Below are 14,482 nucleotides of genomic sequence, written 5' to 3' on the forward strand. Positions count from 1 at the left end.
CGCGCCACTACCAGGAGAGTTCATGACCGCGTTCGAGAATGTCAGTGTCACGAAGAAGGCGAATGTCTACTTCGACGGCAAGTGCGTCAGCCACAACATTGTGTTGGCGGATGGTACGAACAAGTCGGTCGGTGTCATTCTCCCGGCCACGCTGACGTTCACCACCGGCGCGCCGGAGATCATGGAGCTGCTCGAGGGGGAGTGCAAGGTGACGCTCGCCGGCGCCGAGGAGACCGTGGTGTACCGCGGCGGGGAGACGTTCTCGGTGCCGGGGGACAGCTCGTTCCAGATCGAGGTCATCGAGCCGGTGCATTACGTCTGCCACTTCGGCTGAGTCATCGCGCACAACGCCCGCGTCATCCGGATCGGATCACGCGGGCGTCTTTGTGTCGGTGTGTCTCGCTCAGACCAGGTAGCGGGCGTACCAGTCGGTCACGCGCTGCCAGGCTTCGGCGGCCGCGGCGGGGGCGTAGCGCGGGCCGGTGTCGTTGAAGAACGCGTGGTCGGCATTGGGGGCCACGAAGAAGTCGTGCTCTGCCCCGATTTTGTTCAAGGCGGCCTCCGCGGCGGGGCGGGAGGCGTCGACACGGCTGTCGAGGGCGCCGTAGATGGCCAGGACCGCGGCCTTGGTGACGATCTCGCCGCCGTCGGGGAACGGACCGTAGAAGGGGGTGGCGGCCGCCAGCTGCGGGGTGCCGGTGGTCAGGAGCAGCCAGGTGAGACCGCCGCCGAAGCAGAAACCGGTGGCGCCCAGCTTCTTTCCCGGTGTGCGCTGCGCGAGTTCGGCGACACCCGCCTGCAGATCGGCGATGAAGCGTTCCTGCGGGAGTTTGCCCAGGGCCGCGGTGGCCGCCGCCTCCTCGCTGAAGCTGGCGGTGCCGCCCTCCTCCGAGAGCAGGTCGACCGCGAGCGCGTTGTATCCGATTCCCGCGAAACGGCCTGCGATGGAGCGGATGTGGTCGGTGAGCCCGCGGTTCTCGTGGATGACCAGCACTCCGCCGCGCGGTTGCGCCGCGGCCGCCCAGGCGGCCTGCAGGGTGCGGCCGTCCGGCCCGGGGAAGGTGATCGGGCTGGTCGGCAGTGCGGTGCTCGACCCGGGCGGTGTGGTCGGCACTGCTGCTGCCGACGTCGATGTGGTTGGGGGAGTGGGGGAATCGCCGGCCTTGTCGGCACAGGCGGCCAGCAGCGTGACAGCGGCCGGTGCGCCCAGTCCGAGCATGCCCAGCCGGCGCAGCGCCTCACGGCGGCTGAGCAGGCCCTCGACATGGTCGGTGGCGATTTCCTCTGCGATATAGCGCTGCAGCGGCGTCATGCCGGACAGCCTAGGCCCAGAGCCGGGAATGCAAAACAGATGGCGTCGTTATGCTTCGGTATGCGTGGTGTGCGTTTCGATGAGTTCGGCGGGCCGGAGGTTTTGCGGCTGGTGGAGCTCGAGTTGCCGGAGCCGGGTGCGGGCGAAGTGAGCATCGATGTCGCGTATGTCGGGGTGAATTTCGCGGATCTGCAGGCCAGGTCGATCGGCTATCGGGTGGCAGGGTTGCCGTTCGTCCCGGGACTGGAGCTGTCCGGTCATGTGCGAGCCGTCGGCGCGGGTGTCGAGGGCTTGACCGTCGGCCAGCCGGTCGCCGCCATCACCGAGGGCGGTGCGTACGCGGAGGTGGCCCTCGCCAAGGCCGCGACGGTGTTCCCGGTGCCCGAGGGCGTCGATTTGCGTACTGCCGCCACACTTCCCACGGTACTGCCGACCGCCTATGCCCTCGTGCATACGGTCGGCCGGTTGCAGCCGGGGGAGACCGTGCTGGTGCAGGCCGCCGCGGGCGGTGTCGGCACGGTGGCCGGGCAGGTGGCCAAGCTGGCCGGCGCCGGTGCGGTGTACGGCGTGGTTTCCAGTGCGGCCAAGGCGGATTACGCCCGCAAGCTCGGTTATGACGATGCGTTCCTGAGCGACACCTTCGACGATCAAGTCCGCGAAGCCACCGGTGGTCGCGGCGTCGATCTGGTGCTGGATCCGGTGGGCGGGCAGACCCTGCAGCGCGGACTGGACGCGCTGGCGTTGTTCGGCCGGCTGGTCTCGTTCGGCAATGCGGGCGGTGAATCCGCCTGGCAGGTCGGCTCGCCCCAGCTCTACCCGCGGGGCCGCTCGGTCGCCGGATTCTCGATCCTCAGCCTGACGGCCAACGAACCGGAGGTGCTGCGCGAAATCGCTTCGCGCGCCTTCGAATTGGTCACCAGCGGTCAGGTCGATCTGCCGATCACGGCCGAGTTCCCGCTCGGCGAGGTCGCCGAGGCCCATCGTCTGATGGAGAGCCGCACCTCGACGGGCAAGCTCATCCTCTCCCTCGAGGGCTGAGCCCCGAAGCGGCCGTGCCGCAAGCGTTCTGGCTGCAACGAGCCGAAACCGGCCGAGAGTGAACAACTTTCGGCCGGTCTCCGCTGTCGGATATGTCACACGGGCGGTTCTTTAGCGCGGGGCCAGATTCTTTAGCGCGGGGCCATGCGGATCGCGCCGTCGAGACGAATGGTCTCGCCGTTCAGCATCGGGTTCTCCACGATGTGGCGCACCAGCGCGGCGAATTCGGCCGGATCGCCGAGACGGGCCGGATGCGGAACCTGTGCGCCCAGCGCGGCAATGGCCGAATCGGGCAGGGTGGCGAACAGGGGCGTGTGGAACAGGCCCGGGGCGATCGTCATGACGCGAATCTTCAGCGGCGCCAGGTCGCGAGCGACCGGAAGCGTCAAGCCCACAATGCCGCCCTTGGAGGCTGAGTAGGCGGCTTGACCGATCTGCCCGTCGTACGCGGCCACCGAGGCGGTGTTCACGATGACGCCGCGCTCGCCGTCGGCCTCCTCGCTCGCCGAGATGCGTTCGGCGGCCAGGCGGATGACGTTGAACGTCCCGATCAGGTTGACATTGATGATCTTCTTGAACGAGTCGAGCGGGAACGCGCCCTGCTTGCCGACCGTCTTGATGGCATTGCCGATTCCCGCGCAGTTCACGGCAATTCGCAGCGTGCCCAGGGCCGAGGCGGCATCCAGCGCGGCGGTGACGTCCTCTTCGCTGGTCACGTCGCCGGGCGAGAACACCACGCGCTCACCGAGTTCCTCGGCCACCGCCTTGCCGTCGGACGAGGGCAGGTCGATGATCACGACCTTCACTCCGGCCGAGTGCAGTTCGCGCACAGTGGCCAGGCCGAGTCCGGACGCGCCGCCGGTTACGACCGCGGCGATGTCTGCTGTCTTCACAAAACCTCCAAATAGCGTGTCTTGTGAATGTAGATTCTTGTGTGGCGGTACGTGAGAGCGGGTCCCCGGCGTGGTGTGCACAGGCCGCTGACGGGCCTGCTATCGCGTACGCGCGGGGAATACAAGGAGTGCCTTCCGGCGCGTCGAGTCGCTGGAATCCTGCACATGCGAAATAATTTCTGATCGGGACCGTCTTGACTGCGACGCAACCGGCGGCGCGGTGACGGCGGGCCGTCCTGCGACACCGACCGTCCGTCACGACCGACCGCCGAGAGGGTCCGACGATGCAGCACGACGCGCCTGGCTCCACGGATAACCGAGCAATGTTGAAGTCGTACAAAAAACTCTCGCGCTGGTATCCCGCACTGGAACCCGCCCCGCAGGGCGCGGCGGCCGAGGGTGCGGCGCCCGGGTCCGCAGATGCGCACGGCGAGACGGCTTTCGGCGAGCCGCTCACGAGCGATGACGGCCCGGCCCGTTTTCCGCACTACATCCGGGACGATGAGCCCGATCTCGATTTCCCCCCGGTTCCGGAATCGGTCTTGCGCCGCACGCACTTCAGCGGCGCCTGGTCCGATTGGATGACCGATCACGAGTCCGCTTCCTACACACCGAAACTGCGCTATCGCGGTTCCACCGTCGTGGAATTTCCGGGCGATAGCGAGGATGATGGGTCACGACCGGATGTGGCCTCGGCACTGCTGGACGCCGTGGACACGGACGCCTCCGCCAAGACACGCGCGGTGCCCGTCCTGCCCGATCGATACAGGCGCCGACGGGCTTTCGCGCTCGCTTTCCTGATTGTTGCCATCCTGTTGCTGGCTGCTGCCGGAGGAGTTGCTCTCTATGTGCTCAACTCACACAGTGGCACTTCGCAATCCATCGGCACACTCGGAACGGACCCCCGTTCCGGTCCGAGTGACCTCCCGGCGGCGTACAACGAAATGACGGCGACCGTGGCGATCGGCGACCATATCCCCGCCGCAGGCATTCCGGCTGGATAAGAGGGAGAGCTGAGAACGATGGATCAGGACTGGAGCCGCTGGCTCGACGAGGTGCCCGAAGAGGGCGAATCGTCAGGCCGTGCCGCGCGTTCCAAGGCTCCGGTAGTGCGCTTGCGTAAGCGCCGCGGCGATTCCGGCGAGGCCGGTCCGGCGCAGCGCCCGATTCTGGTGGTGGGTGGCTGCGGTGGCGCGGGCGCCACCACGACGGCTCTGGGCATCGCGGGTGAGATCGGCGCCGCCGGCGCGCAAACGGTAGCCGTGGACGCCACTTTCGCGGGCAGCGATCTCGCATTGCGGGGCGCTGACGAGCATTTGAGCCCGATCAGTCTGCAGGCGTGGCTCTACGGCCGCGGTGACGACGAGGCCGCGCCGCTCAAGGAGTGCCTCTCGCGGGCGACCTCCGGCATCGGCCTGCTGTGGCGCGATCCGGCCCCGCTGCGCCGCCGCGCCACCTATCTCACGGTGGCGCGCGCGATCGACGACTCCGGTTACGCGCCGGTCTACGACGGCGGCAGCCCCATCGCCAGCCGGCACCTGCGCCCGCTGCTCGAAGACGGGGATATCGCTCTGGTGCTGTCGATTCCGGCTCGCGCCGATGCCGCCAACCGGTTGCGGGTGACGCTGGAGTGGCTCGACGATCAGTTCGGCGGCCCCGGCGAGGGGCAGGGTGACGGAATCGTCGGAGATACCACGATTGTTGTCTCACATCAGTTGCCGGGCGGTGATTCTCGAGTCGCTGACCATTTGCGGGAACATCTCGACGGCTGGGTCGGCGATATTCGCGAAGTGCCCTACGACCCCCACCTCGCCCGCGGTGAGCTTGTGCGGCACGGAGATCTGGCTAACGAGACACGCCGGGCATATCGCCGCCTGCTTGCCGGGGTGGCATCATGACCGCAGCCATGAAGGAACGTCGACCCTCCCCCGAAACCGCAATGGCGGCAGGTGTGGTGCCACCCCCGGAAGCCCGCCGCGCACCGATTTGGGACCGTCCCGTACCCGGCGGCGGCCGCGCGCCACTGGTGTGGCTGCTCGGTGTGCACGGCGGCGCCGGGGCCAGCACCCTCGCGCATCTGCTTGCGCCGGCGGCGGATTCGTATCGCCGCTGGCCCGGAGTCTTCGATCGCGAATCCCCGTTCGTCGTGCTGGTCGCTCGCGAGACCATCTCCGGCCTGACCCGCGCCCACGATCTGCTGCGCCAGCATCACGCCGGCCTGGCCGGGCCGTGTGAGGTGCTGGGCCTGGTGACGGTGGCGGCGCGGCCGGGCCGTATTCCGGTGGAGATCCGCCGCTATCGCGATGTGGTCGGTTCGCTGGCCGGTCAGGTGTGGCAGGTGCCGTGGCACGAGGAGTGGACGCTGGTCGAGCCCGATCAGCTGCCGGTCTGGTCGCCCGCGGATCCGGTCCCGAATCAGCGCAAGCGGAAAACCGATGCGCTGCAGGAGATTACCTCCGACATCTGGGAGCTGGGCTCGGACATCGTGGCGGCGGCGCAGGACGCGCTCGATGCCCCCCGCCCGGACGCCCCGGAAGCGGACGAGTGATCATTGTGACTGTTGGAATGCGTTGTGCCCGAAGAGGTTCCCTAATCCAAGGGGAGATTGTCACTAGCGGTTCGTATTTGGAAAAGGACAGACAATGAGCATGATCCTCGTCGTACACGACGCGTACACGCAGGTCCTCGCCCAGGTCGGCAATCCGACCCCCGAGGCTCCGCCCGCGTCGGACAAATTGCTGAAGCTGGTCCGTTACTTCACCTGGTTCGTGCTGTTGTCGGGAATCATGGGTATCACCTACGCGGGCGGCAGATTCGCCTGGGAGAAGTGGTCAGGAGGCGGTTTGGAGTCGCCGAAGATGGTGGCGGGAGCCATGATCGGTGGAATCATCGCGACCAGTGCGGGCACCATCATGAATGCTGTGATCACCTAATGTCCGCCGCGGTTGCCGTACTGGCATACAAGCAGATGCCCGCCGATGTCCTTCGGCCGATGATGCAGCTGATCGACTGGCTGCTCTGGTGTGTGCTGCTGTTCTGCCTGGCCTGGATGATCCTGTCCGCCGGCAAGCTGTGGTACCACTTCCGCGGCGATCTGGCCGCCAACGAAGCGACGCACGGGGTGGTGATGAGCCTGCTGGGCGCCATCATGGCGAGTTCGGCCAGCGGTATCGCGCTGGCGTTGCTGCCTGCATAGAGGATTCGGTCCGCACACATTGTCCAGCACTGAAATGTCCAGTGACATAAAAACTTCGGAGGCGTCGTCATGAACGAGAAGGAGTCGCCCGAGCGCGACCGCATCTCGTTCGGCGTCATTGCCTCGGCGGCCGTGGTGATCCTGATCATCGTCGTGGGCGTCGTGGTCTACATCGGGCGTGACGACAGCCCCTCCGCGACGAAACCCGACGGCACGGCGCCGGCGGTCTCCGATGCGGGCGCGACCGGCTTCGCGGCGCCCGAGGTGGATCTGTTCGGCCGCCGCGTCGATATCCCCAACAATGTTGCCGGGCAGCCGCTTCCGCAGGATGTGCGCAAGCAGCACAAGCCCTCGGATCAGGACTGGCTGACCGCCGCCCCGGCGGGCACCGTCGATCCGGACGGCTGGCAGCGGGTCTACGGCGCCTCGGTGCCGTTCTCCACCTCCGACGGCCCGACGCGTCTGGAAGACGGTCTGGCGGTGGGGTATTCGCACACGCCGCAGGGCGCGGTGCTGGCCGCCGCGCAGATCACCTACCGGCTCAATGCCCGTCCCGCCGATCGCGAGCTCTATGTGCGGCAGGTGCGGGTCTCGGCGCAGCAGGTGACCGCGTACGACCAGGCCCTGGCCGATCAGCGGCTGCCGAAACAGCAGCCGGAGAAGGTAACCCGATACCTGGTGGCGTCCGACGCCTTCCAGGTCGAGAACTATGCCGACGATATGGCGATCGTGCGTCTCGCGGCGCGCGGCCCGGTCGTCGACAGCAGACAGCTGTGGGCAGCGGTACGGCTGATCATGGTGTGGGATGCCGGGGATTGGCGGCTCAAGCCGTCGACCTCCAAGACCTCGCAGACCGAGTACGTGGATTCCCTTGCGGGGTGGACCCGGTGGTAACGGAACGAATGGTGAATGAAGTGGCCCTGCGACCCTTCGAGGGGTGGACCATATGGTGAGGCGCATTCTCACGATCTTCGCGGTCGTGTTCACCGTCATGATCGCTACGCCGACGGTGGCGTACGGACAGACCTACGGGTTCGACCAGGCGTGCAACGACTTACACGATTCGCTCGACGGTCTCGGCATCCCCGGGGTGAGCCTCGGTGACGCGGCCTCGGCCGCCTGTAAGGCCGGCAATGTCGCCACCCACCCGACCGACGCGGCCGCGGCCGTGCGCGACAAGGCGTGGGACTCCACCTTCGGCAAGGTGGTGGACTCGCTGATGAACGGTCTGGGCGAGGCGCTGATCCTGGCGCTGACCTTCTGGATGAAGGTGCCCAACGATCGGATCAGTGATTCCGGCGCACTATTCACCAAGATCAACGACTACACCTATCAAGTGCAGATACTTCTGCTCATGGTGTCGGTGATCCTGTCCGGCGCGAAACTCGCCGAAGCCAGACGCGGCGCCGCCGTCAGTGAGGCGGCGGAATCGTTCAGAATGTTCGCCCGCGTGGTGTTCAGCTCCTGGATGCTGGGCGCGGTCATCGTGGCGGGCACCCAGGCCTCGGACAAGTTCTCCGAGTGGGTGATCAATGACGCCACCGACGGCCAGGCCAAGAACATTGCCGAGCTCATGGTGAAAACCTCGAAGCTGCAGGCATTCTCGCCCGGTCTGGTGCTGATCATCGCGATCGTGGGCCTGCTGGGCGCACTCGCGCAGATCATTCTGGCCATCGTGCGCCAGGGTCTGCTGGTGGTCGCGGCCGGTGTGCTGCCCCTGGCGGCGGCGGCCTCGGGCACCGCGACCGGCAGGCAGTCCTATCCGAAGCTGATCAGCTGGATCATCGCCTTCATGCTGTACAAACCGGTGGCCGCGATCGTCTACATGATCGCCTTCACCACCGCCGGGCATGTGGACGATCTGTCCAGCGCGGCAGCCCTGCCGGATTCCGATCAGGCCCAGCGGATGCTGGTCGCGATCGTGCTGCTGTGCAGTGCCGCATTCGTGCTGCCCGCCCTCATGCGCCTGGCTACCCCGGCCGTGGCCATCGTGGGTAGCGGTGGTTCCGGTCTGACCGCGACCACCGGCACCCTGGTCGGTGTGGCCGCCATCGGTGCGGTCGGCAGCCGGGCCGTCGGCGCGCGTGCCATGGCCGGACCGGGATCCGCCGGATTCGTCGGTCCGGGCCGCGGTCCGCGACCGCCGGGCGGTATCGCCGGTCGCGGCGGCGGTGGCGGGGGAGGCGGCGGAGGTCCGCGTCCGTCCCCGGCGCCGGGCGGCGGTGGCGGCGGAGGCGGTGCTGCCGCGAGTCCTGCGGCTTCCGGTGGATCGGCCGCAGTACCGTCAGGCGCGACACGGGCGGCAGCGAATCGAGTCGCTCAGGTGCGTGCGGCGACCGCGGGCCTGAATCGGGCCGATGCGACCGCGGGTGATCTGGCCGGCGACCGCTGGGCCAACCGTTCCCCCGATCTCGGCAGGAGCACCATTCCGCGATGACCATGACCGACACCTACGAGCGCCGCTCGTACGGACTGTGGCAGAAGCCGCGCAGCGCAGGACTTTTCGGCCTGCGCTGGGGTGAGACCGTGGTCGGGTTCGCGGTCGTGATCACCGGTCTGCTGACGGCGATGATCGCCGGCCCGAAACCGGCGCTGTTCGTCGCCGGACTCGGCCTGATCGTGATGACTCCACTGGTGTGGCGGACGGGGGGCCGCTCCGGCTACGAGAACGGATTGATGATGTTCCATTGGTTGCGGGGCCGCGGCAAGGGCGAACACGTCTACCGCGGTGGCCGATTCTCCCGGATTCCGGGCGGTGTGACCCGGCTGCCGGGCCTGATGGCTCCGTCGCGCCTGTACGAGGGCATCGACGCCGGCGGTTACAGCTTCGGCATGATCCACCTACCCCAGTTCGGCCAGTACACAGTCGTTCTGCGCGCCTGGCCGCAGGGCCACGAGGCCGTCGACCAGCCGGTGATCGATCGCTGGGTGTCGGCCTGGGGCACCTTCCTGGCCTCGCTCGGGCAGACCTCCGACATCGTGGCCGTGGTACCGGTGATCGATACCGTGCCCGAGACCGGAAACCGTTTGCTCACCGAGGTTTCCGCCATCACCCGGCCCGAGGCGCCGGAGCTGGCGCAGCAGGTCATGTACGAACTGGCGACCGAATTGCCGCAGGAGCGAGTGCAATTGCTCCCGCGCGTGGCCATCACCTTCAAGGCCACCACCGCCGAACGCCGCAAGAACCCGGCGGAGGAGGCGGTCGAGATCGGCCGCCGGCTGCCGGGCATCTGCGCGGCGCTGTCGGAGGCGGGTGTGCGCTGCCAGCCCATGTCGGCCGATGAGGTCATCTCCTATATTCGGCGCAGTTACGATCCGGCCTCGCAGGCCGACCTCGAGGTCGCCTCGGGCGAACCCGGTGGGCACGGCCTGGATTGGGCCGACGCCGGGCCGGTATCGCACGAGGAGCGCTGGGACCACTTCATTCACGACGGCGGTCGCTCGGTCACCTGGGAGATGGATACCGCTCCCGAGGGCGCCGTCGACGAGCGCGTGCTGCAGCGCCTGCTCGCGCCGAATCCCGAAGTGCCGCGCAAACGTATCGCCATCGTCTTCCGGCCGCATTCGGCCGGCGATGCCGCCCAGATCGTCGATGACGACTTCAAGAACGCGCTCGTCGCTCAGCAGAGCGAGCGCGGTGTCGTCTCGGCCGCCGCATCCATCCGGGTCGGCGCCACCCAGCAGGCCCGAGAAGAACAGGCCAGGGGTCACGGTGTGACCCGCTTCGGGGCATTGGTGACCATTACCGAACCCCTGCGCGGCGATCTGCCGCGCATCGAAGCCATCACCCGCGACCTGTCCACACAGGCGCGGCTGAAAATCCGGCGGTGCTACCGCTACCAGGCGGCCGCCTTCGCAGCCTCGCTCGGCTGCGGGGTGATCCTGCCGGAACACGCGACGATTCCGAAAGCACTTGCGGGGTGACCGTTCATGGCACGTGACTTCGAACCACCGGTGCGGGAACGCGATGCCGTTCCCGCCCGTCGTGCTGCCCGTCGCGAGGCGGTGCCGGATGAGCCCGAGCGCGGGCTCACCGATCCGGAACAGGCCTACCCGGCGAGCCGGGTGGCCCGCGACGAGCACCGCCCGCGCCGCGGCACCCTGCCCGACCGCCGCCTGCTCCGCCGCGACCCACTCCCGGACCCCGACGCGCCCATCCAGCTCGGCCCGCCCCCCGAATCGCAGGACGCCGATTCGGACGCGCAGATCCCCGCCGCGCCCCTGGAACTGGACCCTCCGGACCGCGAGCGCTCCTCCTACGATGCCCTCCGCGCCTCCGCACCCCAGACGGTCGAGGCGACTCCGGTGCATTCCGACCACGCCCCGACGGCCTCGCCGGAGCGCGAATCACGGTCCACCGCAGACGTTTCCGGCCGTGACCCGCAGTCCCCGGACCGGGACACTCGCGCCGCCGCGGACCGTGAGCGACGGTCGGCGGCAGCGACCTCCGGCAGGGAAACGCAGGCTCTGGCGCAGTCCCCGGATCGGGACGATCGTGCTGGCGTGGACCGTGAGCGACGGTCCGCAGCAGCGACCCCCGGCAGGGAAACGCAGGGTCTGGCGCAGTCCTCGGATCGGGATGATCGCGTTGGCGTGGACCGTGAGCGACGGTCGGCGGCAGCGACCTCCGGCAGGGAAACGCAGGGTCTGGCGCAGTCCCCGGATCGGGATGATCGCGTTGGCGTGGACCGTGAACGGCGGTCGGCAGCAGCGACTTCCGGTCGTGAGCCGCGGGCGGACCTGGCGGGCTCGGATTCTCGGGCCGGGACGTCCGAAAAGGGGCCGCGCACAGGTGATCCGGGCTCGGATATCGGGGTCCCGGACAGCGCCGGAACTGGCGATGTCGATCGGGTGGCCCGGAGGGCGGCGGCCGGCGAGGGATCCAGGCGTGCGGGTGAGGGTGCGCCGTCAGCCACGGTGGGAGCGGAAGCTGCTGCGGTGGCGGGGGATTCGGCGGTAAGTACAGAAGGTCTCAGCGGCTCGGAACAGTCGGCGCGGGAACGTGCGCGCCGTGTGGTGACCGAAGGTGCGCGCCCGCGTGATTCGGATCGAGTCGAGGGGGAGCGCATGGATGGGGAAGGTACTCGCGGCGTCGATGCCGTGGCCGATGTAGTTCCGCCTGCGCTGGAATCGCCTGGGCCGGTGCGGGATCGAGTGGCGGAGCGGCCGGAGGCGGGCGCCGAGGCCAGGCCGCGGCGTCCGCGCGGTCCGGAGGTCGTCCCGGGTGAGGTGCCGCCGGGGAGTGACATAGCGCGAGTCGGGGAACCGGCCACGCGCGAGCGCCGGATACGGCAGGCGGGCGAACCCGAAGGCCGCCGCGCCGAGGGTGAGCGGCGTGGTGAGCACGGCTCCGAACGCGAAGGCCGCCGCACCGCCGATCTCGAAGGTCGGGGGCGTGAACGCGGCCCTGACGCGCCGGGCCGGGAACGTCGCCGGGCGCCGGGCGCGGAACGTGAGGGTCAGCACGGCGAAGGCAGGCATGCACCGCGTGCCGAGGGACGCGAGCGTGCCGACGGCAGACATGCGCCGCGCGCCGACGGCAGGGAGCGCGCCGCAGGCCGCGATCCGCGCCGCCCCGAGGGAGATCCGCGGCGCACCGACGGGCCGGAGACGCCGCGGCCGCCGGATGCGGCACGCGGTGAAGCCCGGGAAGCGCAGCGCCCCAGCGGCGCCGAGGGCCGCCCCAGGCCCACCGATGCCGATCGTGTGCATCTGGGCGGCCGCACCGGGACGCCCGCGCGTCCGCGCCGGCCCCGCCCCGAGGGTGAATCGGCCGATCGTCCGGAGCGCGGCCGGCAGGCGCGCACCCGCCCGGAGCGGCCCGCCACCGACGAGCAGAAGCGCACCGCCGCGCGGAAGACCAAGAGCGATAAGGCCGCTCAGTCCAAGGCCGCGAAATCCGCTGCGGCCAAGCGCCGGGCCGCGGCCAAGAAGAAGCAGTCCGGTCCCAAGCTGCTCGACGATGCCGCGCGCGCGAAGCTGGAGGTGGTGGCGCGCGAACAGAACGGCCTGCGTGCCGCCTGGGCCACCTTCCGCCTGCATACCGATGATCTGCGCCGCCGCAATTTCGCGGCCCGCGCGGAACGCATGGAATACGGCAGCGTCGACGAATTCGACCGCACCACAGCACAACTGACCGACCGCGGCTATATCGGCGCGGGCGGCGGGCGGATGAACGTGATCGGCCGTCCGGTCGAATACCGCGCCACCACCGCGCAGGTCGCGGGCCTGTGGCCGTGGTCGGTGGGCGCGGGCGCGCCCCTCATCGGCACGCCGCTGGGGTCTCATCTGCACACCGGTGCACCGGTCTGCTTCGACCCGATGAACTGGTTCATGCGCGGCAGCTTCATCACCGCGCCCAGCCTTTTCGTCCTGGGCCTCAATGGTTTCGGCAAATCCTCGCTGGTGCGCCGCATTGTGCTCGGCGGTGTGGCGCAGGGCATCACCCCGCTCATCCTCGCCGACGTCAAGCCCGACTACCGCAAGCTGGTGGAGCTGGTCGACGGCCAGGTCATCGATCTGGGTTACGGCCACGGCAAGCTCAACCCGCTCGCCGCCGGTGTGCTCGGCTCCATCGTGCCGAAGCTCGATCACCTGCCCGAACTGCAGATACAGGTGATGCAGGAGCTGCGGGCCCGCCAGACCACGCTGGTCGCGGGTCTGGTGGAGCTGGTTCGCGGTGCGCGCGTACGCGATTACGAGGAGACCCTCATCTCGACCGCGCTGACCATCCTCTACCGGACAGGCAGCAAGTTCACCCCGGATCAGCCGCCCATCATCGAGGACCTGCTCACCGTGATCATCACCGGCGGTGAGGAGATGCAACTCGACGCCGGCGCCGACAATGCCGAGGAATACCAGAACGCCATCAAGGGCCTGCGCCGTTCGCTGCGCGCGCTCACCCAGGGTCCGTTCGGCGCGGTCTTCAACGGGCAGACCACCACTCCCATCGATACCACCGCCACCGCGGTCTGCATCGACGTCTCGCATATCCCCAGCGGCGACAAGAAGCTCAAGGCCGCGGTCATGCTGGCCTGCTGGGCCGACGGTTTCGCCTCGGTGGAGGCCGCGCACGTGCTCGCCGATGCCGATCTGGGGCCGCAGCGCTACTTCCAGGTGGTCATGGACGAGCTGTGGCAGGTGCTCGGCCTGGGCGACTTCATGGTCGACCGGGTGGACGAGCTGACCCGTCTGCAGCGCGGTATCGCCACCTCGCTCATCATGATCAGCCACACCATCAAGGATTTGCAGTCCCTCGGCTCGGAGGCCGCCATCTCCAAGGCGCTCGGCTTCCTGGAACGCGCGCGCGCCAAGATCTTCGGCGCGCTGCCGGCCGAGGAGATCGCCCGCCTGGATTCCACCGTCCCGTTCACCTCCGCCGAGGAGGACATGGTGACCAGTTGGTCTGCGCCGCAGGCCCTCACCGGCGAGGCGCTCAAACCGGGCCAGCATCGGCCACCCGCACCGGGTACGGGCAAGTTCCTGCTCAAGATCGGTGAGGACCGCCGCCCCGGCATCCCGTTCCAGATGGAGTTCACGCCCTCCGAGAAGGAGAGCGGAATCCACGACACCAACCAGCGTTTCAGCGAATTCACCGAATCCACCGCCCGCCGCGGCACCGACGACGGGAGTGCCGCATGATGCCGCATCGGTCTTATCGCAGAGTCTCGCCCGAGGTCAGACAGGCCGCGGTCGAATCGGTCATCGCGCTCACCGGCAAATTGCGGTCCGAGTCCGAGGCCTGCCGGGCGGTCGCCGAACAGATCGGCGTGCACACCAATTCGGTGCGCAACTGGGTCCGCGCCGCGGAGAGCCCGGGCCTGGAGCGCATGGACGCGATCGCCCTGCGGCGCAAGGTGGCACTGCTGCAGCAGCAGCTGGCCGCCGCCGCGGAGATGAATCGCAGCCTGGTGGAGACCCTGCACGATGCCAAGCGGGGCATATGACCGCGTGCCGAACAGGGCATATCACCGCGTGTCGCGAGTGCGGACACGCCGACTCGGCAAACCCGCCGGTATCGCCCGGCGGCCGACCTCAGGGACT

The 14,482-nt window shown here is 68.7% G+C and carries 14 protein-coding genes; 12 read left to right on the forward strand and 2 right to left on the reverse strand.

Annotated elements, in window-relative coordinates; genetic code table 11:
- Positions 1 to 22 precede the first annotated feature (22 nt).
- Complete coding sequence (ppnP, locus tag OG326_RS16940; RefSeq protein ID WP_327145603.1) at positions 23 to 334, forward strand: pyrimidine/purine nucleoside phosphorylase; 312 nt, start codon at positions 23 to 25, stop codon at positions 332 to 334.
- A 69-nt stretch (positions 335 to 403) separates the two neighbouring features.
- Here ppnP and OG326_RS16945 read toward each other — a convergent pair whose 3' ends face one another.
- Positions 404 to 1,312 (reverse strand): dienelactone hydrolase family protein, encoded by a 909-nt coding sequence (locus OG326_RS16945; protein ID WP_327145604.1) that lies wholly within the window; start codon positions 1,310 to 1,312, stop codon positions 404 to 406.
- Between the two features lie 60 nt (positions 1,313 to 1,372).
- On the opposite strand from OG326_RS16945, the gene OG326_RS16950 reads away from it, so the two are divergent.
- Positions 1,373 to 2,350: a quinone oxidoreductase family protein gene (locus OG326_RS16950; protein WP_327145605.1), complete on the forward strand. Its 978-nt coding sequence runs from the start codon at positions 1,373 to 1,375 to the stop codon at positions 2,348 to 2,350.
- Positions 2,351 to 2,481: 131 nt separating this feature from the next.
- Here the strand turns inward: OG326_RS16950 and OG326_RS16955 are convergent, their stop codons facing one another.
- Positions 2,482 to 3,243, reverse strand: a complete 762-nt coding sequence (locus OG326_RS16955; RefSeq protein WP_327145606.1) for a 3-hydroxyacyl-CoA dehydrogenase — start codon at positions 3,241 to 3,243, stop codon at positions 2,482 to 2,484.
- 323 nt (positions 3,244 to 3,566) lie between these two features.
- On the opposite strand from OG326_RS16955, the gene OG326_RS16960 reads away from it, so the two are divergent.
- The 10 genes from OG326_RS16960 (at position 3,567) to OG326_RS17005 (ending at position 14,385) form a co-directional block, all read left to right on the forward strand.
- The gene (locus OG326_RS16960) at positions 3,567 to 4,247 is read left to right on the forward strand and encodes a hypothetical protein (protein ID WP_327145607.1); all 681 of its coding nucleotides are present in this window, start codon (positions 3,567 to 3,569) and stop codon (positions 4,245 to 4,247) included.
- Between the two features lie 18 nt (positions 4,248 to 4,265).
- Positions 4,266 to 5,141, forward strand: a complete 876-nt coding sequence (locus OG326_RS16965; protein ID WP_327145608.1) for a MinD/ParA family ATP-binding protein — start codon at positions 4,266 to 4,268, stop codon at positions 5,139 to 5,141.
- Positions 5,138 to 5,791, forward strand: coding sequence for a DUF6668 family protein (locus tag OG326_RS16970; RefSeq protein WP_327145609.1), 654 nt, complete (start codon positions 5,138 to 5,140; stop codon positions 5,789 to 5,791). Before OG326_RS16965 ends, OG326_RS16970 begins: the two co-directional genes overlap by 4 nt.
- A gap of 94 nt (positions 5,792 to 5,885) precedes the next feature.
- Entirely contained in the window at positions 5,886 to 6,176 is a 291-nt protein-coding gene (locus OG326_RS16975) for a hypothetical protein (protein ID WP_297614170.1), read from the forward strand.
- Positions 6,176 to 6,439, forward strand: a complete 264-nt coding sequence (locus OG326_RS16980) for a hypothetical protein (protein ID WP_327145610.1) — start codon at positions 6,176 to 6,178, stop codon at positions 6,437 to 6,439. Before OG326_RS16975 ends, OG326_RS16980 begins: the two co-directional genes overlap by 1 nt.
- A gap of 69 nt (positions 6,440 to 6,508) precedes the next feature.
- Positions 6,509 to 7,333 carry a hypothetical protein gene (locus OG326_RS16985; protein ID WP_327145611.1) on the forward strand — a complete coding sequence of 275 codons (825 nt, stop codon included), beginning with the start codon at positions 6,509 to 6,511 and terminating at the stop codon, positions 7,331 to 7,333.
- Positions 7,334 to 7,385: 52 nt separating this feature from the next.
- Positions 7,386 to 8,876 carry a hypothetical protein gene (locus tag OG326_RS16990; RefSeq protein WP_327145612.1) on the forward strand — a complete coding sequence of 497 codons (1,491 nt, stop codon included), beginning with the start codon at positions 7,386 to 7,388 and terminating at the stop codon, positions 8,874 to 8,876.
- The gene (locus OG326_RS16995; protein ID WP_327145613.1) at positions 8,873 to 10,363 is read left to right on the forward strand and encodes an SCO6880 family protein; all 1,491 of its coding nucleotides are present in this window, start codon (positions 8,873 to 8,875) and stop codon (positions 10,361 to 10,363) included. The genes OG326_RS16990 and OG326_RS16995 overlap by 4 nt, the downstream gene beginning before the upstream one ends.
- Positions 10,364 to 10,369: 6 nt before the next feature.
- Positions 10,370 to 14,080, forward strand: coding sequence for a hypothetical protein (locus OG326_RS17000; protein WP_327145614.1), 3,711 nt, complete (start codon positions 10,370 to 10,372; stop codon positions 14,078 to 14,080).
- A complete protein-coding gene (locus tag OG326_RS17005) occupies positions 14,077 to 14,385 on the forward strand; it encodes a transposase (RefSeq protein WP_327145615.1) in 309 nt (102 codons plus the stop codon). Before OG326_RS17000 ends, OG326_RS17005 begins: the two co-directional genes overlap by 4 nt.
- Positions 14,386 to 14,482: the final 97 nt, after the last annotated feature.

The organism is Nocardia sp. NBC_01327 (genome assembly GCF_035958815.1).
In the GTDB taxonomy this organism is placed as follows: Bacteria; Actinomycetota; Actinomycetes; order Mycobacteriales; family Mycobacteriaceae; genus Nocardia.

What these genes read in the sequence shown, in the direction of transcription:
- ppnP (WP_327145603.1), top strand. Translation starts at nt 23, where the DNA reads ATGACCGCGTTCGAGAATGTCAGTGTCACGAAGAAGGCGAATGTCTAC.
- OG326_RS16945 (WP_327145604.1), bottom strand. Translation starts at nt 1,312, where the DNA reads ATGACGCCGCTGCAGCGCTATATCGCAGAGGAAATCGCCACCGACCAT.
- OG326_RS16950 (WP_327145605.1), top strand. Translation starts at nt 1,373, where the DNA reads ATGCGTGGTGTGCGTTTCGATGAGTTCGGCGGGCCGGAGGTTTTGCGG.
- OG326_RS16960 (WP_327145607.1), top strand. Translation starts at nt 3,567, where the DNA reads ATGTTGAAGTCGTACAAAAAACTCTCGCGCTGGTATCCCGCACTGGAA.
- OG326_RS16965 (WP_327145608.1), top strand. Translation starts at nt 4,266, where the DNA reads ATGGATCAGGACTGGAGCCGCTGGCTCGACGAGGTGCCCGAAGAGGGC.
- OG326_RS16970 (WP_327145609.1), top strand. Translation starts at nt 5,138, where the DNA reads ATGACCGCAGCCATGAAGGAACGTCGACCCTCCCCCGAAACCGCAATG.
- OG326_RS16975 (WP_297614170.1), top strand. Translation starts at nt 5,886, where the DNA reads ATGAGCATGATCCTCGTCGTACACGACGCGTACACGCAGGTCCTCGCC.
- OG326_RS16980 (WP_327145610.1), top strand. Translation starts at nt 6,176, where the DNA reads ATGTCCGCCGCGGTTGCCGTACTGGCATACAAGCAGATGCCCGCCGAT.
- OG326_RS16985 (WP_327145611.1), top strand. Translation starts at nt 6,509, where the DNA reads ATGAACGAGAAGGAGTCGCCCGAGCGCGACCGCATCTCGTTCGGCGTC.
- OG326_RS16990 (WP_327145612.1), top strand. Translation starts at nt 7,386, where the DNA reads ATGGTGAGGCGCATTCTCACGATCTTCGCGGTCGTGTTCACCGTCATG.
- OG326_RS16995 (WP_327145613.1), top strand. Translation starts at nt 8,873, where the DNA reads ATGACCATGACCGACACCTACGAGCGCCGCTCGTACGGACTGTGGCAG.
- OG326_RS17000 (WP_327145614.1), top strand. Translation starts at nt 10,370, where the DNA reads ATGGCACGTGACTTCGAACCACCGGTGCGGGAACGCGATGCCGTTCCC.
- OG326_RS17005 (WP_327145615.1), top strand. Translation starts at nt 14,077, where the DNA reads ATGATGCCGCATCGGTCTTATCGCAGAGTCTCGCCCGAGGTCAGACAG.